12 protein-coding genes, 3 tRNA genes, 3 rRNA genes and 1 other annotated feature are annotated in these 21,500 nt (G+C 39.9%); of the genes, 17 read left to right on the top strand and 1 reads right to left on the bottom strand.

Translation table 11 applies throughout. The features are described from left to right. From dnaA to rrf, 11 genes are all read left to right on the top strand, one after another. A complete protein-coding gene (gene dnaA / locus MKY90_RS00005; protein ID WP_002016481.1) occupies positions 1 to 1,341 on the top strand; it encodes a chromosomal replication initiator protein DnaA in 1,341 nt (446 codons plus the stop codon). Between the two features lie 182 nt (positions 1,342 to 1,523). Then, the gene (dnaN, locus tag MKY90_RS00010) at positions 1,524 to 2,669 is read left to right on the top strand and encodes a DNA polymerase III subunit beta (RefSeq protein WP_002034988.1); all 1,146 of its coding nucleotides are present in this window, start codon (positions 1,524 to 1,526) and stop codon (positions 2,667 to 2,669) included. 128 nt (positions 2,670 to 2,797) lie between these two features. Beyond that, positions 2,798 to 3,010, top strand: coding sequence for a S4 domain-containing protein YaaA (gene yaaA / locus MKY90_RS00015; RefSeq protein ID WP_002016484.1), 213 nt, complete (start codon positions 2,798 to 2,800; stop codon positions 3,008 to 3,010). 12 nt (positions 3,011 to 3,022) lie between these two features. After that, positions 3,023 to 4,150 carry a DNA replication/repair protein RecF gene (gene recF, locus MKY90_RS00020; protein ID WP_002016486.1) on the top strand — a complete coding sequence of 376 codons (1,128 nt, stop codon included), beginning with the start codon at positions 3,023 to 3,025 and terminating at the stop codon, positions 4,148 to 4,150. A 38-nt stretch (positions 4,151 to 4,188) separates the two neighbouring features. After that, positions 4,189 to 6,111, top strand: a complete 1,923-nt coding sequence (gyrB, locus tag MKY90_RS00025; protein WP_002034986.1) for a DNA topoisomerase (ATP-hydrolyzing) subunit B — start codon at positions 4,189 to 4,191, stop codon at positions 6,109 to 6,111. 88 nt (positions 6,112 to 6,199) lie between these two features. Further along, complete coding sequence (gene gyrA / locus MKY90_RS00030) at positions 6,200 to 8,671, top strand: DNA gyrase subunit A (RefSeq protein ID WP_002034984.1); 2,472 nt, start codon at positions 6,200 to 6,202, stop codon at positions 8,669 to 8,671. A 243-nt stretch (positions 8,672 to 8,914) separates the two neighbouring features. Beyond that, positions 8,915 to 10,466, top strand: a 16S ribosomal RNA gene (locus tag MKY90_RS00035). A gap of 131 nt (positions 10,467 to 10,597) precedes the next feature. Next, positions 10,598 to 10,674, top strand: a tRNA-Ile gene (locus tag MKY90_RS00040). Positions 10,675 to 10,684: 10 nt separating this feature from the next. Continuing rightward, a tRNA-Ala gene (locus MKY90_RS00045) sits at positions 10,685 to 10,760 on the top strand. A 79-nt stretch (positions 10,761 to 10,839) separates the two neighbouring features. After that, positions 10,840 to 13,761: ribosomal RNA gene (locus MKY90_RS00050) — 23S ribosomal RNA — on the top strand. A 49-nt stretch (positions 13,762 to 13,810) separates the two neighbouring features. Beyond that, positions 13,811 to 13,926: ribosomal RNA gene (gene rrf / locus MKY90_RS00055) — 5S ribosomal RNA — on the top strand. The 16S, 23S and 5S rRNA genes sit together here with 2 tRNA genes alongside, the layout of an rRNA operon. A gap of 35 nt (positions 13,927 to 13,961) precedes the next feature. Here rrf and MKY90_RS00060 read toward each other — a convergent pair. After that, positions 13,962 to 14,963, bottom strand: coding sequence for a YaaC family protein (locus MKY90_RS00060; protein ID WP_098169041.1), 1,002 nt, complete (start codon positions 14,961 to 14,963; stop codon positions 13,962 to 13,964). Between the two features lie 115 nt (positions 14,964 to 15,078). On the opposite strand from MKY90_RS00060, the gene guaB reads away from it, so the two are divergent. The 6 genes from guaB (at position 15,079) to MKY90_RS00090 (ending at position 21,467) form a co-directional block, all read left to right on the top strand. Then, positions 15,079 to 16,542, top strand: a complete 1,464-nt coding sequence (guaB, locus tag MKY90_RS00065; RefSeq protein ID WP_078185970.1) for an IMP dehydrogenase — start codon at positions 15,079 to 15,081, stop codon at positions 16,540 to 16,542. A gap of 113 nt (positions 16,543 to 16,655) precedes the next feature. Then, positions 16,656 to 17,963, top strand: coding sequence for a serine hydrolase (locus tag MKY90_RS00070; RefSeq protein ID WP_141507027.1), 1,308 nt, complete (start codon positions 16,656 to 16,658; stop codon positions 17,961 to 17,963). A gap of 159 nt (positions 17,964 to 18,122) precedes the next feature. Further along, a complete protein-coding gene (pdxS, locus tag MKY90_RS00075; RefSeq protein WP_002009615.1) occupies positions 18,123 to 19,010 on the top strand; it encodes a pyridoxal 5'-phosphate synthase lyase subunit PdxS in 888 nt (295 codons plus the stop codon). Positions 19,011 to 19,028: 18 nt separating this feature from the next. Further along, positions 19,029 to 19,619, top strand: a complete 591-nt coding sequence (gene pdxT / locus MKY90_RS00080; RefSeq protein ID WP_002009616.1) for a pyridoxal 5'-phosphate synthase glutaminase subunit PdxT — start codon at positions 19,029 to 19,031, stop codon at positions 19,617 to 19,619. A 54-nt stretch (positions 19,620 to 19,673) separates the two neighbouring features. Beyond that, positions 19,674 to 19,894: a binding site (T-box leader), on the top strand. Positions 19,895 to 19,945: 51 nt separating this feature from the next. Continuing rightward, positions 19,946 to 21,220, top strand: coding sequence for a serine--tRNA ligase (serS, locus tag MKY90_RS00085; RefSeq protein ID WP_002009617.1), 1,275 nt, complete (start codon positions 19,946 to 19,948; stop codon positions 21,218 to 21,220). A 154-nt stretch (positions 21,221 to 21,374) separates the two neighbouring features. Beyond that, positions 21,375 to 21,467 (top strand) — tRNA-Ser (locus MKY90_RS00090). Positions 21,468 to 21,500 lie beyond the last annotated feature (33 nt).

Here is a 21,500-nt window from a genome sequence, read left to right on the forward strand (position 1 = left end):
TTGGAAAATATCTCTGATTTATGGAATAGTGCCTTAAAAGAATTAGAAAAAAAGGTAAGCAAGCCAAGTTATGAAACCTGGTTAAAATCAACAACTGCTCATAACTTAAAAAAAGATGTATTAACTATTACAGCTCCAAATGAATTCGCTCGTGACTGGCTAGAATCTCATTATTCGGAACTAATCTCCGAAACACTTTATGATTTAACAGGGGCAAAACTAGCTATTCGTTTTATCATTCCCCAAAGTCAGGCAGAAGAGGATATAGATCTCCCTTCTGTTAAGCAAAAACACGCACATGATGAGTCTAATCACTTACCACAGAGTATGTTAAACCCAAAATATACATTTGATACATTTGTTATTGGCTCTGGTAATCGTTTTGCACATGCTGCTTCTTTAGCTGTAGCTGAAGCACCAGCTAAAGCCTATAATCCGCTCTTTATTTACGGGGGCGTTGGACTTGGAAAAACACATTTAATGCACGCAATTGGGCATTATGTAATTGAACACAACCCAAATGCAAAAGTTGTATATTTATCATCTGAAAAATTTACAAATGAATTTATTAATTCAATTCGTGATAATAAAGCTGTCGATTTTCGTAATAAATATCGTAATGTAGATGTCTTATTGATAGATGATATTCAATTTCTTGCTGGAAAAGAACAAACACAGGAAGAGTTTTTCCATACATTTAATGCGTTACATGAAGAAAGTAAACAAATTGTGATTTCAAGCGATAGACCACCAAAAGAAATCCCAACTTTAGAAGATCGCCTTCGTTCTCGCTTTGAATGGGGGTTAATTACGGACATTACGCCACCAGATTTAGAAACTAGAATCGCAATTTTACGTAAAAAAGCAAAAGCAGAAGGTCTTGATATACCAAATGAAGTTATGCTTTATATCGCAAATCAAATCGATTCAAATATTCGTGAACTAGAGGGTGCACTTATTCGAGTTGTAGCTTATTCATCTTTAATTAATAAAGATATGAATGCTGATTTAGCGGCTGAAGCGCTTAAAAATATTATTCCAAACTCTATACCTAGAATTATTTCTATTTCTGATATTCAAAAGGCTGTTGGGGGCGTCTATCAAGTAAAATTAGAAGATTTCAAAGCAAAAAAACGGACAAAATCCGTTGCATTCCCTCGCCAAATTGCGATGTATTTATCACGTGAACTTACGGACTCATCTTTGCCAAAAATAGGTGAAGAATTTGGTGGCCGCGATCATACAACAGTAATCCATGCTCACGAAAAAATTTCGAAGCTATTAAAAACGGATACTCAATTACAAAAACACGTTGAAGAAGTTAAGGATATTTTAAAATAGTAGTAGCTGAATAGTGTGAATAACTTAGCTTATTTTACGCACAGTCTATCCACATGTAGATAGACTGTTTTTACATCTTTAAACAGGTTTATCCACATATCCACAAGCCCTATTACTATTACTACTATTTTTTTATCTTTATTAAATAAATAAAATCTTATACTTACCGGAGGTTTTTCGTTATGCGTTTTACAATACAAAAAGACTATCTTGTAAGAAGTGTACAAGATGTAATGAAGGCAGTTTCTTCTCGTACAACAATTCCAATTCTTACAGGGATTAAAGTTGTAGCAACTGAAGAAGGAGTTACGTTAACAGGTAGTGATGCAGACATCTCTATCGAATCATTTATCCCAGTCGAAGATGCTGGAAAAGAAATTGTGGAAATTGAACAATCAGGAAGTATTATTTTACAAGCAAAATATTTTAGTGAGATCGTAAAAAAATTACCTAAAGAAACTGTCGAAATTTCTGTGGAAAATCATTTTATGACAAAAATAAAATCTGGAAAATCAGAGTTTAACTTAAATGGTTTAGATGCTGCTGAATATCCGTTATTACCACAAATCGAAGAACATCATGTATTTAAGATTCCAACAGATTTACTAAAGCACATGATTCGTCAAACAGTATTTGCAGTTTCAAGTTCTGAAACAAGACCGATCTTGACAGGTGTAAACTGGAAGGTATATAACAGCGAGCTAACTTGCATTGCAACAGATAGTCACAGACTAGCACTTCGTAAAGCAAAAATCGAAGGGTATAATATTGCCGATGAATTTCAAGCGAATGTCGTTATTCCTGGTAAGAGCTTAAGTGAATTAAGTAAAATTCTAGATGAATCTGAAGAAATGGTAGATATCGTTATTACGGAGTATCAAGTATTATTCCGTACAAAACATTTATTATTCTTCTCAAGATTATTAGAAGGAAATTATCCAGATACAACGCGGTTAATTCCAGCTGAAAGTAAAACTGATATATTTGTAAATACAAAAGAATTTTTACAAGCGATTGATCGTGCGTCGCTGTTAGCAAGAGATGGTCGTAACAACGTTGTTAAATTATCGACATTAGAACAACAGATGTTAGAGATTTCTTCGAATGCACCAGAAATCGGAAAAGTAGTAGAAGAGGTTCAATGTGAAAATGTAGATGGGGAAGAATTAAAAATATCTTTTAGTGCAAAATATATGATGGACGCATTAAAGGCTTTAGATAGTACAGAAATTAAAGTTAGTTTTACTGGAGCGATGAGACCGTTTTTAATTCGCACAGTAAATGATGATTCCATTATCCAATTAATTTTACCAGTCCGTACTTACTAAGTAAGGATTAAGGGTTGCTAGTGTAAAGGTACTAGTGACCCTTATTTGATTTGTGGGGTATTACTTTCCTAATGCTAGTTTATTTAGTACAATGAAAGAATGAACACTTTCAGAAAGTGAGCGATTTTATGAAACTTATTAAGATTTCAACAGAATACATTACACTAGGACAATTTTTAAAGTTAGCTGATGTAATTGATACAGGTGGCGCTGTGAAATGGTTCTTACAAGAATATGAAGTATACGTAAATCAAGAACTTGAAAATAGAAGAGGCCGAAAGTTATATGCAAATGATATTGTTGAAATTCCGGGAAGCGGAACTTTCCAAGTTCAGGCATAAAGGGGGATCCCTTTGTTTATTACAGAAATACAATTAAAAAACTATCGCAATTATGAGCATTTAGAGCTTTCCTTTGAGGATAAAGTCAATGTAATTATTGGTGAAAATGCGCAAGGGAAAACGAATCTGATGGAAGCTATTTATGTATTGGCGATGGCGAAATCTCATAGAACTTCGAACGATCGTGAACTCATTCGTTGGGATGAGGATTATGGTAATATAAAAGGTAGATTACAAAGGCGAAATAGTTCAGTATCCTTAGAATTAAATATTTCAAAAAAAGGTAAGAAGGCAAAGTTAAATCAGTTAGAACAACAAAAATTGAGCCAGTATATTGGTGAAATGAATGTTGTTATGTTTGCCCCAGAAGATTTAAATCTTGTAAAAGGAAGCCCTCAAGTACGAAGACGCTTTTTGGATATGGAACTTGGACAAATAGCTCCGGTCTATTTGTATGAATTAAGTCAATATCAAAAGGTACTCACGCAACGAAATCATTTACTTAAGAAGATGCAAGGGAATAGTAAAAATGAGGAAACGATGTTGGATGTATTTACACTTCAACTTATTGAGCATGGTGCAAAAATTTTGCGAAAACGTTTTGAGTTTTTGCATTTACTACAAGAATGGGCTGCTCCAATTCATCGCGGAATTAGCAGGGGATTAGAGGAGTTAGAAATCGTTTATAAACCAAGTGTAGATGTATCAGAATCAATGGATTTGTCGAAAATAAAGGAAGTATACTATGAAAGTTTTCAATCTGTGAAACAACGTGAAATTTTTCGGGGTACAACTTTACTTGGTCCTCATCGTGATGATTTACAATTCTTCGTTAATAGTAAAAATGTTCAAGTCTTTGGTTCACAAGGACAACAACGAACAACCGCACTATCCCTAAAATTGGCTGAAATTGAATTGATATACTCAGAGGTTAAGGAATATCCAATTCTTTTACTAGATGATGTGTTATCAGAATTAGATGATTATCGTCAATCGCATCTGCTAAATACAATTCAAGGAAAAGTACAAACCTTTGTAACAACGACGAGTGTCGAGGGAATTGAACACGAAACATTGAAAGAAGCGAAAACAATTCATGTAACGAACGGCACGGTAGATTGTGAAATAGACAGAAAATAATTTCTGTTTAAATGGAAAAGTAGGTGATCTTTGTGTCAATGGAACAAAAGCAAATGCAGGAAAATGCATATGATGAAAGTCAGATTCAGGTGTTAGAAGGACTGGAGGCAGTTCGAAAGCGTCCTGGTATGTATATTGGTTCTACAAGTGGAAAAGGTCTTCATCACCTCGTGTGGGAAATTGTTGATAACAGTATTGATGAAGCTTTAGCAGGATATTGTGATGAAATTAATGTCAGTATTGAAGAAGATAATAGTATTGTTGTAACAGATGATGGTCGTGGTATCCCTGTTGGTATACAAGAAAAAATGGGACGTCCTGCTGTAGAAGTTATTATGACGGTACTCCATGCCGGTGGTAAATTTGGCGGTGGTGGTTATAAAGTTTCTGGTGGTTTGCATGGTGTAGGTGCATCTGTTGTAAATGCTTTATCAACAGAATTAGAGGTATTTGTACATCGAGATGGAAAAATACACTATCAAAAATATGAACGTGGGGTCCCGGCTGCAGATTTAAAAGTAATAGGTGAAACTGATCGTACAGGAACAATCACACGCTTTAAGCCAGATTCAGAAATTTTTACAGAGACGACAGAATACGAATTTGATACATTAGCGACTCGTATGCGTGAGTTGGCGTTTTTAAATCGTAATATTAAATTAACAATTGAAGATAAGCGTGAACATAAGCAAAAGAAAGAATTCCATTATGAAGGTGGAATTAAATCATATGTTGAACATTTAAATCGTTCAAAACAACCGATTCATGAAGAACCTGTATATGTTGATGGTTCAAAAGATGGGATTCAGGTTGAGGTTGCTCTTCAATATAACGAAGGCTATACAAATCATATTTATTCATTTACAAATAATATTCATACGTATGAAGGCGGTACACATGAGGTAGGTTTTAAGACTGCTCTAACACGTGTAATTAACGATTATGGTCGTAAAAATAATATTTTAAAAGATGCGGATAGTAATTTAACTGGTGAAGATGTTCGTGAAGGCTTAACAGCAATCGTGTCAATTAAGCATCCAAATCCACAATTTGAAGGACAAACAAAGACGAAACTTGGAAATAGTGAAGCGAGAACGATTACAGAGTCTGTATTCTCAGAGGCGTTTGAAAAGTTCTTACTAGAAAATCCCAATGTTGCACGTAAAATTATAGATAAAGGGACTATGGCAGCGCGTGCACGTGTAGCGGCTAAAAAGGCTCGTGAACTAACGCGCCGAAAGAGTGCTCTAGAAGTTTCAAGTTTACCAGGGAAGCTAGCTGATTGTTCTTCTAAAGATCCAGCAATTAGCGAAATTTATATCGTGGAGGGTGACTCTGCGGGCGGATCTGCAAAACAAGGGCGCGATCGTCATTTTCAAGCGATTTTACCACTGAAGGGTAAAATTATTAACGTTGAAAAGGCACGTTTAGATAAGATTTTATCAAATGATGAAGTTCGTACAATTATTACAGCAATCGGTACAAATATTGGTGGGGATTTTGCTATTGAAAAAGCTCGCTATCATAAAGTTATTATTATGACAGATGCCGATGTTGATGGTGCACATATTCGTACCCTATTATTAACGTTCTTCTATCGTTATATGCGTCAAATCATTGAGTGTGGATATATATATATCGCACAGCCACCGTTGTTTAAAGTACAACAAGGTAAAAAAATTCAATATGCTTATAACAATAAAGAACTTGAAAAAATACTAGCTGAATTACCAGCTCAACCTAAGCCTGGGATTCAGCGTTATAAAGGTCTAGGGGAAATGAATCCAACTCAGCTGTGGGAGACGACAATGGACCCAGAAGTACGTTCGTTACTTCAAGTTTCCCTTCAAGATGCAATTGAAGCGGATGAAACATTTGAAATTTTGATGGGTGATAAAGTAGAGCCGCGTCGTAACTTTATCCAAGAAAATGCAAAATACGTGAAAAACCTTGATATTTAAGTGAGTAATGACAGGAATCTAAGTATTCCTGTCTTCTACATATAAATCAATGTATGTGTAACGGAAATGTAAGAGGAGGTGCTCGTTGATGTCAGACAATCAACAACAAGCACGAATTCGAGAAATTAATATTAGTCATGAAATGCGTACCTCATTTTTAGATTACGCAATGAGTGTTATCGTGTCTCGTGCATTACCAGATGTTCGTGATGGATTAAAACCAGTTCATCGTAGGGTTTTATATGCGATGAATGATTTAGGAATTACAGCTGATAAAGCATATAAGAAGTCGGCGCGTATTGTCGGCGAAGTAATTGGTAAGTATCACCCGCACGGTGATTCAGCTGTTTATGAAACAATGGTACGTATGGCACAAGATTTTAGTCAACGTTACATGCTTGTTGATGGACATGGTAATTTCGGTTCTGTTGATGGAGATTCAGCGGCAGCAATGCGTTATACAGAAGCAAGAATGTCTAAGATTTCTATGGAATTAATACGCGATATTACAAAGAATACAATTGATTATCAAGATAACTACGATGGTTCTGAAAGAGAGCCAGTTGTATTACCAGCGCGTTTCCCTAACTTATTAGTCAATGGTACGACGGGTATTGCGGTTGGTATGGCAACAAACATTCCACCGCATCAACTTGGAGAAGTAATTGATGGTGTGTTGGCATTAAGTCATAACCCTGATATCACTATCGCGGAATTAATGGAATATATTCCTGGACCAGACTTCCCAACTTCAGGTTTAATCTTAGGGCGAAGTGGAATTCGAAGAGCTTACGAAACAGGTCGCGGTTCTATTATACTTCGTGCTAAAGTTGAAATTGAAGAGAGAGCAAATGGTAAACAAACTATTATCGTAACAGAACTACCTTATCAAGTTAATAAGGCGCGATTAATTGAAAAGATCGCAGAACTAGTTCGTGATAAGAAAATTGAAGGTATTACAGATTTACGTGATGAATCAGATCGAAATGGTATGCGTATTGTTATGGAAGTACGTCGTGATGCCAATGCCAATGTACTATTAAATAATCTATATAAACATACAGCACTCCAAACAAGTTTCGGTATTAATATGTTGTCTCTTGTAAATGGAGAGCCACAAGTCTTAAATTTAAAACAAAATCTATATTATTATTTAGAGCATCAAAAGGTAGTGATTCGTAGACGTACTGCTTATGAATTAGAGAAAGCAGAAGCGCGTGCTCATATTTTAGAAGGCTTACGAATTGCTTTAGATCATCTTGATGAAGTTATTACTTTAATCCGTAGTTCAAAAACAGCTGATATTGCAAAACAAGGTTTAATGGAACGTTTCGGCTTAAGTGAGAAACAAGCGCAAGCGATTTTAGATATGCGTTTGCAACGTTTAACCGGATTAGAACGCGAAAAAATCGAACAAGAATATCAAGATTTAATGAAGATAATTGCAGAGTTAAAAGCAATTTTAGCAGACGAAGAAAAAGTTCTTGAAATTATTCGCGAGGAATTAGCTGAAGTAAAAGAGCGTTTTAATGATAAGAGAAGAACAGAAATTACAATTGGTGGTATGGAAGCTATAGAGGATGAAGATTTAATCCCAGAACAAAATATCGCCATTACACTTACTCATAATGGTTATATTAAGAGGTTACCGGCTTCTACGTACAAAACACAGAACCGTGGGGGACGTGGTGTACAAGGAATGGGTACGAATGATGATGACTTTGTCGAACATTTATTAACAACGTCTACTCATGATCATATTTTATTCTTCACAAACAAGGGTAAAGTATACCGTACAAAAGGATATGAAATTCCAGAGTATAGTCGTACAGCAAAAGGTATACCGATTATTAATCTATTAGGGGTAGATAAGGGTGAGTGGATCAACGCTATTATTCCAATTCGTGAATTTGGTGACGACCAGTTCTTATTCTTTACAACGAAACAAGGTATCTCTAAGAGAACACCACTTTCATCATTTGCCAATATACGTACAAATGGTTTAATTGCAATTTCTCTTCGTGAAGAAGATGAATTAATCTCTGTACGCTTAACATCTGGTGATAAGGATATTATCGTTGGGACAAGTAACGGTATGTTAATTCGTTTCAATGAGCAAGATGTGCGTTCAATGGGACGTAATGCGGCTGGTGTAAAAGCAATTACATTAGGTGATGAAGATCAAGTTGTAGGTATGGAAATTGTCGAAGAGGATGTAAATGTTCTAATTGTAACGAAAAATGGTTATGGAAAGCGTACACCGATTGATGAATACCGCCTGCAAAGTCGTGGTGGTAAAGGTCTGAAGACTTGTAATATTACAGATAAAAACGGTAAGTTAGTAGCAGTTAAGTCTGTAACAGGCGAAGAAGACATTATGCTAATTACAGCAGCAGGCGTTATTATTCGTATGCCAGTTGATCAAATCTCTCAAATGGGACGGAATACACAAGGTGTTCGTCTAATTCGATTAGAAGATGAGCAAGAGGTAGCGACAGTAGCAAAAGCGCAAAAAGATGAAGAAGAAGAATCTAATGAAGAGGATTCTTCTGAAGAATAAGAGTGGGGATTTCTCCCCCTCTTATTTTTTTATAATAATACTTGCATAGCAATAGGAAAGTGTATATAATAGGAAAAGTCAGCAAATGAGAGATACAAGTTATCGAAAAAAACTTGTTGACGAAAATAATATACTATGATATATTATGAAAGTCGCTAAAACGCGATGTTGAACTTTGAAAACTAAACGAAACAAACAACGTGAAACGTCAATTTTTATTTTTAGATGCTAGACAAACTAACTTTATTGGAGAGTTTGATCCTGGCTCAGGATGAACGCTGGCGGCGTGCCTAATACATGCAAGTCGAGCGAATGGATTAAGAGCTTGCTCTTATGAAGTTAGCGGCGGACGGGTGAGTAACACGTGGGTAACCTACCCATAAGACTGGGATAACTCCGGGAAACCGGGGCTAATACCGGATAATATTTTGAACTGCATAGTTCGAAATTGAAAGGCGGCTTCGGCTGTCACTTATGGATGGACCCGCGTCGCATTAGCTAGTTGGTGAGGTAACGGCTCACCAAGGCGACGATGCGTAGCCGACCTGAGAGGGTGATCGGCCACACTGGGACTGAGACACGGCCCAGACTCCTACGGGAGGCAGCAGTAGGGAATCTTCCGCAATGGACGAAAGTCTGACGGAGCAACGCCGCGTGAGTGATGAAGGCTTTCGGGTCGTAAAACTCTGTTGTTAGGGAAGAACAAGTGCTAGTTGAATAAGCTGGCACCTTGACGGTACCTAACCAGAAAGCCACGGCTAACTACGTGCCAGCAGCCGCGGTAATACGTAGGTGGCAAGCGTTATCCGGAATTATTGGGCGTAAAGCGCGCGCAGGTGGTTTCTTAAGTCTGATGTGAAAGCCCACGGCTCAACCGTGGAGGGTCATTGGAAACTGGGAGACTTGAGTGCAGAAGAGGAAAGTGGAATTCCATGTGTAGCGGTGAAATGCGTAGAGATATGGAGGAACACCAGTGGCGAAGGCGACTTTCTGGTCTGTAACTGACACTGAGGCGCGAAAGCGTGGGGAGCAAACAGGATTAGATACCCTGGTAGTCCACGCCGTAAACGATGAGTGCTAAGTGTTAGAGGGTTTCCGCCCTTTAGTGCTGAAGTTAACGCATTAAGCACTCCGCCTGGGGAGTACGGCCGCAAGGCTGAAACTCAAAGGAATTGACGGGGGCCCGCACAAGCGGTGGAGCATGTGGTTTAATTCGAAGCAACGCGAAGAACCTTACCAGGTCTTGACATCCTCTGAAAACTCTAGAGATAGAGCTTCTCCTTCGGGAGCAGAGTGACAGGTGGTGCATGGTTGTCGTCAGCTCGTGTCGTGAGATGTTGGGTTAAGTCCCGCAACGAGCGCAACCCTTGATCTTAGTTGCCATCATTAAGTTGGGCACTCTAAGGTGACTGCCGGTGACAAACCGGAGGAAGGTGGGGATGACGTCAAATCATCATGCCCCTTATGACCTGGGCTACACACGTGCTACAATGGACGGTACAAAGAGCTGCAAGACCGCGAGGTGGAGCTAATCTCATAAAACCGTTCTCAGTTCGGATTGTAGGCTGCAACTCGCCTACATGAAGCTGGAATCGCTAGTAATCGCGGATCAGCATGCCGCGGTGAATACGTTCCCGGGCCTTGTACACACCGCCCGTCACACCACGAGAGTTTGTAACACCCGAAGTCGGTGGGGTAACCTTTATGGAGCCAGCCGCCTAAGGTGGGACAGATGATTGGGGTGAAGTCGTAACAAGGTAGCCGTATCGGAAGGTGCGGCTGGATCACCTCCTTTCTATGGAGAATTGATGAACGCAGTTCATCAATATAAGTTTCCGTGTTTCGTTTTCGTTTAGTTTTGAGAGTTCAATATAAGTATTGACTCTTAAATAGGAATATGATATAAATAAATTCCGCAATTTGTATGGGCCTATAGCTCAGCTGGTTAGAGCGCACGCCTGATAAGCGTGAGGTCGATGGTTCGAGTCCATTTAGGCCCACCATGCATTTTACGGGGCCTTAGCTCAGCTGGGAGAGCGCCTGCCTTGCACGCAGGAGGTCAGCGGTTCGATCCCGCTAGGCTCCACCAAAAAGCTATTTTATATAGCAAATGGTATGTTCTTTGAAAACTAGATAACAGTGTAGCTCATATTTTTTAATTTTAGTTTGGTTAAGTTAGAAAGGGCGCACGGTGGATGCCTTGACACTAGGAGTCGATGAAGGACGGGACTAACGCCGATATGCTTCGGGGAGCTGTAAGTAAGCTTTGATCCGAAGATTTCCGAATGGGGAAACCCACTATACGTAATGGTATGGTATCCTTACCTGAATACATAGGGTATGGAAGACAGACCCAGGGAACTGAAACATCTAAGTACCTGGAGGAAGAGAAAGCAAATGCGATTTCCTGAGTAGCGGCGAGCGAAACGGAATCTAGCCCAAACCAAGAGGCTTGCCTCTTGGGGTTGTAGGACATTCTATACGGAGTTACAAAGGAACGAGGTAGACGAAGCGACCTGGAAAGGTCCGTCACAGAGGGTAATAACCCCGTAGTCGAAACTTCGTTCTCTCTTGAATGTATCCTGAGTACGGCGGAACACGTGAAATTCCGTCGGAATCTGGGAGGACCATCTCCCAAGGCTAAATACTCCCTAGTGATCGATAGTGAACCAGTACCGTGAGGGAAAGGTGAAAAGCACCCCGGAAGGGGAGTGAAAGAGATCCTGAAACCGTGTGCCTACAAATAGTCAGAGCCCGTTAATGGGTGATGGCGTGCCTTTTGTAGAATGAACCGGCGAGTTACGATCCCGTGCGAGGTTAAGCTGAAGAGGCGGAGCCGCAGCGAAAGCGAGTCTGAATAGGGCGTTTAGTACGTGGTCGTAGACCCGAAACCAGGTGATCTACCCATGTCCAGGGTGAAGTTCAGGTAACACTGAATGGAGGCCCGAACCCACGCACGTTGAAAAGTGCGGGGATGAGGTGTGGGTAGCGGAGAAATTCCAATCGAACCTGGAGATAGCTGGTTCTCCCCGAAATAGCTTTAGGGCTAGCCTTAAGTGTAAGAGTCTTGGAGGTAGAGCACTGATTGAACTAGGGGTCCTCATCGGATTACCGAATTCAGTCAAACTCCGAATGCCAATGACTTATCCTTAGGAGTCAGACTGCGAGTGATAAGATCCGTAGTCAAGAGGGAAACAGCCCAGATCGCCAGCTAAGGTCCCAAAGTGTGTATTAAGTGGAAAAGGATGTGGAGTTGCTTAGACAACTAGGATGTTGGCTCAGAAGCAGCCACCATTTAAAGAGTGCGTAATAGCTCACTAGTCGAGTGACTCTGCGCCGAAAATGTACCGGGGCTAAATACACCACCGAAGCTGCGAATTGATACCAATGGTATCAGTGGTAGGGGAGCGTTCTAAGTGCAGTGAAGTCAGACCGGAAGGACTGGTGGAGCGCTTAGAAGTGAGAATGCCGGTATGAGTAGCGAAAGACGGGTGAGAATCCCGTCCACCGAATGCCTAAGGTTTCCTGAGGAAGGCTCGTCCGCTCAGGGTTAGTCAGGACCTAAGCCGAGGCCGACAGGCGTAGGCGATGGACAACAGGTTGATATTCCTGTACCACCTCTTTATCGTTTGAGCAATGGAGGGACGCAGAAGGATAGAAGAAGCGTGCGATTGGTTGTGCACGTCCAAGCAGTTAGGCTGATAAGTAGGCAAATCCGCTTATCGTGAAGGCTGAGCTGTGATGGGGAAGCTCCTTATGGAGCGAAGTCTTTGATTCCCCGCTGCCAAGAAAAGCTTCTAGCGAGATAAAAGGTGCCTGTACCGCAAACCGACACAGGTAGGCGAGGAGAGAATCCTAAGGTGTGCGAGAGAACTCTGGTTAAGGAACTCGGCAAAATGACCCCGTAACTTCGGGAGAAGGGGTGCTTTCTTAACGGAAAGCCGCAGTGAATAGGCCCAAGCGACTGTTTAGCAAAAACACAGGTCTCTGCGAAGCCGTAAGGCGAAGTATAGGGGCTGACACCTGCCCGGTGCTGGAAGGTTAAGGAGAGGGGTTAGCGTAAGCGAAGCTCTGAACTGAAGCCCCAGTAAACGGCGGCCGTAACTATAACGGTCCTAAGGTAGCGAAATTCCTTGTCGGGTAAGTTCCGACCCGCACGAAAGGTGTAACGATTTGGGCACTGTCTCAACCAGAGACTCGGTGAAATTATAGTACCTGTGAAGATGCAGGTTACCCGCGACAGGACGGAAAGACCCCGTGGAGCTTTACTGTAGCCTGATATTGAATTTTGGTACAGTTTGTACAGGATAGGCGGGAGCCATTGAAACCGGAGCGCTAGCTTCGGTGGAGGCGCTGGTGGGATACCGCCCTGACTGTATTGAAATTCTAACCTACGGGTCTTATCGACCCGGGAGACAGTGTCAGGTGGGCAGTTTGACTGGGGCGGTCGCCTCCTAAAGTGTAACGGAGGCGCCCAAAGGTTCCCTCAGAATGGTTGGAAATCATTCGTAGAGTGCAAAGGCATAAGGGAGCTTGACTGCGAGACCTACAAGTCGAGCAGGGACGAAAGTCGGGCTTAGTGATCCGGTGGTTCCGCATGGAAGGGCCATCGCTCAACGGATAAAAGCTACCCCGGGGATAACAGGCTTATCTCCCCCAAGAGTCCACATCGACGGGGAGGTTTGGCACCTCGATGTCGGCTCATCGCATCCTGGGGCTGTAGTCGGTCCCAAGGGTTGGGCTGTTCGCCCATTAAAGCGGTACGCGAGCTGGGTTCAGAACGTCGTGAGACAGTTCGGTCCCTATCCGTCGTGGGCGCAGGAAATTTGAGAGGAGCTGTCCTTAGTACGAGAGGACCGGGATGGACGCACCGCTGGTGTACCAGTTGTTCTGCCAAGGGCATAGCTGGGTAGCTATGTGCGGAAGGGATAAGTGCTGAAAGCATCTAAGCATGAAGCCCCCCTCAAGATGAGATTTCCCATAGCGTAAGCTAGTAAGATCCCTGAAAGATGATCAGGTTGATAGGTTCGAGGTGGAAGCATGGTGACATGTGGAGCTGACGAATACTAATAGATCGAGGACTTAACCATATAATATGAAGCAAATGTTATCTAGTTTTGAAGGAATATACCTTCATAGTTTGGTGATGATGGCAGAGAGGTCACACCCGTTCCCATACCGAACACGGAAGTTAAGCTCTCTAGCGCCGATGGTAGTTGGGACCTTGTCCCTGTGAGAGTAGGACGTCGCCAAGCAAGATAAAAACACGAGTCATTTGACTCGTGTTTTTTTATTTCCCATGAAATAGGTTGGATTCCGTTAGTAAAAATGCTGAAATATAGTAAGGGATTTTTTGAGCAGAAATATTGAGAAATTGATAAATAAACGGATAATCTTCAGATCCATAGCTTCCAAGTAAGTCATACCACCAATCTGTTTCATACCTAGAAATCATACTTAAATTATAGAGCAATAAATAATGAACAAGGAGCTCAGGCAACACTGGCTTAGAGTTTCTAGGGTCAGTCGTAAGTGGTAAATAATAAGTGTCAGTAAGATGCTCATAGTATAAAGGTGTGCTATACATAGGATTCCATGATTGAATAGGTGCTGAAAAAAACACATTTAAATCATTGTTTTTCTCAGGTACGTGTTGTATTGATAAATGCTTACAAGCTGTTTCGATGTAACGAGAAAATCTCTCTTTAGTCATATGTAGTCGATCTAGTATGTTGACTGAAAAAGAGAGCTCATTTTTATTTGTTGAATCAATTTTATATAATGTTGTTCCTTTTTGACTATAGCGAAATAAATGTTGTAATTCAGGGATTTTTCCCATTAGCTCTAACATATTAAACTTTTCTGTTTCTAAGTGTTTCATGTGAAACAGTTGTTCTGCCGCGTGAGTAAATAGCCCATTTTTCTGTATTTTCACTTCATCTTCTAAAAATTGATATCCTTGTTTTTTTCGTTTACGGGTTGTCACTCCGTGTGCTAAAACGGTTGTTGATTCTGGATAGTTTGGATTAATAGTTAATAAACAGGCTTTAAAAAGTTGCCCCATCCCATAAAATAACAGCATTGGCTGAATGGAAAATGGCGCTGTTTTATATAATTCATAATAATTTTTACCGTGTTCTAAGTAATAAATAAATGGATAACAATTTTCAAAACTTTTTTTTTCGGCATCCTGAATCGAGGATTTTTCATAACAACGGGCAAGATAATGTTGTACGTTTTGAGATGAAAAGAAGAAACTTAACTGCTGCCAAGTACAATGTGTTTGATGCATATATTACGCTCCTTTTATTGTCTAAAAATTCTAACATATATATACGTCCTTGACAGTATTTTAACCAATTGATAAGCTACTAATAATAATTTCTGGTATCATGGGGGGAACAATTATGTGGGAATCTAAATTTGTTAAAGAAGGTTTGACTTTTGATGATGTATTACTTGTACCAGCGAGGTCAGATATATTACCAAGAGAAGTAAGTGTTAAAACAGTTTTATCTGAAAGCTTACAGCTAAACATCCCGTTAATTAGTGCAGGAATGGATACAGTAACAGAAGCTGACATGGCTATTGCAATGGCTCGCCAAGGCGGTTTAGGAATTATTCATAAGAATATGTCTATTGAGCAACAAGCAGAGCAAGTTGATAAAGTAAAGCGCTCTGAAAGCGGCGTTATTTCAGATCCTTTCTTCTTAACTCCAGAACATCAAGTATATGATGCAGAACATCTTATGGGAAAATATCGTATCTCAGGTGTACCAGTTGTAAATAATTTAGATGAGCGAAAATTAGTTGGTATTATTACAAACCGTGATATGCGTTTCATCCAAGACTACTCAATCAAAATTTCTGACGTAATGACAAAAGAACAGTTAATTACAGCTCCAGTTGGTACTACACTGGAAGAAGCTGAAAAAATCCTACAAAAGTATAAAATTGAAAAGCTCCCTCTTGTTGATAATAACGGTGTATTACAAGGGCTTATTACAATAAAAGATATTGAAAAAGTAATTGAATTCCCAAACTCTGCTAAAGATAAGCAAGGACGCTTATTAGTTGGAGCAGCTGTTGGTGTAACGGCTGATGCTATGCTTCGTATCGATGCATTAGTAAAAGCTAGCGTAGATGCAATTGTACTTGATACAGCTCATGGGCATTCTAAAGGTGTTATTGAAAAAGTAAAAGAAGTTCGTGCGAAATATCCATCACTAAATATTATCGCTGGAAATGTTGCTACAGCTGAAGCAACGAAAGCATTAATTGAGGCTGGTGCAAACGTAGTTAAAGTTGGTATTGGACCAGGTTCTATTTGTACAACGCGTGTTGTAGCTGGTGTTGGTGTACCACAATTAACAGCAGTTTATGATTGTGCAACAGAAGCTCGTAAACACGGTATTCCAGTTATTGCAGATGGCGGTGTTAAGTACTCTGGTGATATGGTTAAAGCTTTAGCAGCAGGAGCACACGTTGTTATGCTAGGTAGTATGTTCGCTGGTGTAGCTGAAAGCCCTGGAGAAACTGAAATTTACCAGGGTCGTCAATTTAAAGTATATCGTGGTATGGGTTCTGTTGGAGCAATGGAAAAAGGAAGTAAAGATCGCTACTTCCAAGAAGGAAACAAAAAACTTGTTCCAGAAGGTATCGAAGGACGAGTACCATATAAAGGACCTTTAGCAGATACAGTTCATCAATTAGTTGGTGGATTACGTGCAGGTATGGGATACTGCGGAGCACAGGATTTAGAATTCTTACGTGAGAATGCGCAGTTCATTCGTATGTCGGGTGCTGGTTTACGTGAAAGCCACCCTCATCACGTACAGATTACAAAAGAGGCTCCAAACTACTCATTATAATGTCTTATATGTAAATAGACGGAGATTTGATATCTCTGTCTATTTTTTTTTGATTATGTTAGAATAACGGTTATGTGAGTACATAGATATTGGGGGTAGCAAAAGTGAAAGGTATGTTTTGCAAAAGATTCATTGCGTTGGTAACAGTGCTTACACTAGCTTTTGGCATGTTTGCACCATATAGCAATGCATCAGCGGAAACAGGAGCTGCTTTAAACATTGAAGCAGGTGCAGCGATTTTAGTTGAAGCGAATTCTGGAAAAATTGTATATCAAAAGAATGCAGATGAATTATTATCAATTGCTAGTATGACAAAGATGATGAGTGAATATTTAGTTCATGAAGCAGTGGATAAAGGAAAACTTAAGTGGGATCAAAAAATTAAGGTTTCTGAATATGCATATAAGATTTCACAAGATGCTTCATTATCAAATGTTGCATTAGAAAATGGTGGCCTGTATACAGTAAAAGAGTTATACGAGGCAATGGCAATCTTTTCTGCAAATGGTGCAACAATTGCATTAGCAGAAGCAATTGCAGGTAAAGAAGTAGATTTCGTAAAAATGATGAATGATAAAGCGAAAGAACTAGGATTGAAAAATTATAAATTTGTTAATTCTACGGGTTTAACGAACAAAGATTTAAAAGGGATGCATCCTGAAGGTACAACACCGGATGAAGAAAATAAAATGTCTGCGAAGGATGTTGCAACTTTAGCGCAACATTTAATTAAAGATTATCCAAAAGTGTTAGATACAGCAAAAATCCCGAAAAAAGTTTTCCGTCCAGAAAAAGAGAAATTTGGGATGTCGAACTGGAACTGGATGTTAAAAGGTTTAGTTAAAGAATATGACGGAGTAGATGGTCTAAAAACAGGATCAACTCCAGAAGCAGGAGACTGCTTCACTGGTACTGTTGAACGAAACGGTATGCGTTTTATTTCTGTAGTTATTAAAACAAGTTCTCATACAGCGCGTTTCGATGAGACGAAGAAATTATATGATTATGGCTTTGCTAACTTTGAAATGAAGAAAATGTATGAAAAAGGTTCTTCGGTCAAAGGAAAAGAAACAGTAAGAGTTGAAAATGCGAAAGATAAAGATGTAGCAGTTCAAACGAAGCAAGCTGTTTCACTTCCGGTGCCAAAGGGAAGTAAAGACGTTTATAAAACAGAATTTAAAGAAGGAAATAAGGGACAAGAAGCACCTCTGAAAAAGGGAGTTGCACTTGGACAAATGGTTGTAACGTCTAAAGATAGTAATGATCCTGGATTTTTATCAGGAAAATCATTACAAGTAGACCTTATAACAAAATCTGAAGTAGAAGAGGCAGGCTGGTTTACACGTTCTATGCGCGGAATTGGTTCTTTCTTTAGTGGTATGTGGAATGGTGCTATTGATACAGTAAAAGGTTGGTTTTAAAAGCTCCTCATTGTAGGAGCTTTTTCTTATTCCTATTTTTCATACCGACTTTATGAAAAAGTAGTAGACAAGCATCAGATAGTTAGTGGTAGAATGTAAGAGTATTCTTAATTTTCTTCTTTAACGGGGAAAGCAATTCACCTAGGGGGGTTTTTGTACATGACAAATGTAACAGGGACAGAACGTGTAAAACGTGGAATGGCAGAAATGCAAAAAGGCGGCGTTATTATGGACGTAGTTAACGCTGAGCAAGCAAGGATTGCAGAAGAGGCAGGCGCAGTTGCTGTTATGGCATTAGAGCGTGTACCTGCAGATATTCGTGCAGCAGGTGGCGTTTCTCGTATGGCAGATCCAACAATTGTTGAAGAAGTTATGGGTGCTGTATCAATTCCGGTTATGGCAAAATGTCGTATCGGTCATCTTGTAGAAGCACGTGTATTAGAATCATTAGGGGTAGACTATATCGATGAGAGTGAAGTATTGACTCCTGCTGATGAAGTATACCATTTAAATAAACGTGATTACACAGTTCCGTTTGTATGTGGTTGCCGCGATATCGGAGAAGCTGCACGTCGTATTGCAGAAGGTGCAGCTATGCTTCGTACAAAAGGTGAGCCTGGAACAGGAAACATTGTAGAGGCAGTGCGTCATATGCGCCAAGTCAATGCAGAAATCCGTCAAGTTGCAAGTCTACGTGAAGATGAGTTAATGACATATGCAAAAAATACTGGTGCTCCTTATGAAGTACTACTTGAAATTAAACGCCTTGGTCGCCTGCCAGTTGTAAACTTTGCAGCAGGTGGTGTAGCAACACCAGCAGATGCAGCGTTAATGATGCAACTTGGTGCTGATGGTGTATTTGTTGGATCTGGTATCTTCAAATCAGAGAACCCAGAGAAATTTGCACGTGCAATCGTTGAAGCAACGACTCATTATGAAGATTACGAACTAATTGCAAGCCTTTCTAAAGGATTAGGTAATGCAATGAAAGGTATCGAAATTTCAACATTATTACCAGAACAACGCATGCAAGAGCGTGGATGGTAATTAAAGGAGATCTTTAAAATGGTGAAAATCGGTGTACTAGGTCTTCAAGGTGCAGTTCGTGAGCATGTAAAATCAGTTGAGGCAAGTGGTGCAGAAGCTGTTGTTGTAAAGCGTATAGAGCAACTTGAAGAGATTGATGGTCTTATTTTACCAGGCGGTGAAAGTACAACAATGCGCCGTCTTATTGATAAGTATGCTTTCATGGAGCCTCTTCGTACATTTGCGAAGTCTGGTAAACCAATGTTTGGTACATGTGCAGGAATGATTCTTCTTGCGAAAACACTTATTGGCTATGAAGAAGCACATATTGGTGCTATGGATATTACGGTTGAGCGCAATGCGTTCGGACGCCAAAAAGATAGTTTTGAAGCTGCACTTTCAATTAAAGGTGTGGGAGAAGACTTTGTTGGTGTATTTATCCGTGCTCCATATGTTGTAAATGTAGCTGATGATGTTGAAGTACTTTCTATGCATGGCGAGCGAATGGTAGCGGTAAGGCAAGGGCCGTTTTTAGCTGCTTCTTTCCATCCGGAATTAACGGATGATCATCGTGTAACAGCATACTTTGTAGAAATGGTAAAAGAAGCGAAAATGAAAAAAGTTGTATAAGTAACTTGCAACTTGTATAAGATTATAGTAAATTGATGATAACAATTTTATAAAATAAGCGTGTTGATAGGAAGTAGTAACAAATGTTGTTTCTTATAGAGAGTCGATGGTTGGTGGAAATCGATAGAAACAGTTTGTGAATCCATCCTGGAATGGAATGTGGAATATCTTTTGATTAGTAAACATTCCCGGTGAAGAGCCGTTATTTCTACTTGAGAGGAAAGCGGTAATGCTTTCAACTAGGGTGGCAACGCGGGTTAACTCCCGTCCCTTTGTATAGGGACGGGAGTTTTTTGTGTTTTATAAAATAAAAGGAGGAGTATATAATGCTTGATATTAAATTTTTACGTACGAATTTTGAAGAAGTAAAAGCAAAATTACAGCATAGAGGCGAAGATTTAACGGATTTTGGTCGCTTTGAAGAACTTGATACGAGAAGAAGAGAGCTACTTGTTCAAACAGAAGAACTAAAAAGTAAACGTAACGAAGTATCTCAACAAATTTCAGTATTAAAGCGTGAAAAGAAAGATGCGGAAGCTCTAATTCTAGAAATGCGTGAAGTTGGGGAAAAAGTAAAAGATCTTGATAATGAGCTTCGTACAGTTGAAGAAGATTTAGAAAGATTAATGCTATCTATCCCAAATATCCCTCATGAATCTGCCCCAATAGGTGAAACAGAGGATGATAACGTAGTAGCACGTACTTGGGGAGAAGTGAAAGAATTTACTTATGAGCCAAAACCACATTGGGACCTTGCTACTGATTTAGGGATTTTAGATTTTGAACGTGCTGGGAAAGTAACAGGAAGCCGATTTGTATTTTACAAAGGTGCTGGTGCAAGATTAGAACGTGCTTTGATTAGCTTTATGCTTGACCTTCATACTGATGAGCATGGATATGAGGAAGTATTGCCTCCTTATATGGTAAACCGTGCAAGTATGACAGGAACAGGACAACTTCCGAAGTTTGAAGAAGATGCATTCCGTATTGAAAGTGAAGATTATTTCCTAATCCCAACAGCTGAAGTACCTGTAACTAATATGCACCGTGATGAGATTGTGAGTAAAGAGCAATTGCCGATACGATATGCTGCGTTTAGCTCATGCTTCCGTTCTGAAGCAGGTTCAGCTGGTCGTGATACACGTGGTTTAATTCGCCAACACCAATTTAATAAAGTTGAACTTGTGAAGTTCGTGAAACCAGAAGATTCTTACGAAGAGTTAGAAAAATTAACAAATGATGCAGAGCGCGTGTTACAATTATTAGAGTTGCCATATCGCGTTATGAGCATGTGTACAGGAGATTTAGGATTTACAGCAGCGAAGAAATACGATATTGAAGTATGGATTCCAAGCTATGGTACATATCGTGAAATTTCTTCTTGTAGTAATTTTGAGGCATTCCAAGCGAGACGCGCGAATATCCGTTTCCGTCGTGAGCCAAATGGTAAACCGGAACATGTTCATACACTAAATGGATCTGGTCTTGCAATTGGACGTACAGTGGCAGCTATTTTAGAGAACTACCAACAAGAAGATGGTACAATTATAATTCCAGAAGTTCTTCGCCCTTATATGGGAGGAAAAACAGTTATTAAATAAGTTAAAACATTCATCGGTATGAGTGATTGGTAATTATGGACGTTGTCAGCAGTGTCATAAAGGAGAGGGGAAGTAAAATTTCCCTTTCCTCATAATTTATTATAGTGGGGTTGACTAACTGTTTTTCTTTTGATATTATATTTGATGTCAATATGGAGGTATACCCAAGTCTGGCTGAAGGGATCGGTCTTGAAAACCGACAGGCGGCGAGAGTCGCGCGGGGGTTCGAATCCCTCTACCTCCTCCAGATATAATTGACAACAGCGCATATAAGTGGAGA

It is taken from the genome of Bacillus sp. FSL P2-0099 (genome assembly GCF_038007445.1).
Classification (GTDB): domain Bacteria; phylum Bacillota; class Bacilli; order Bacillales; family Bacillaceae_G; genus Bacillus_A; species Bacillus_A mycoides.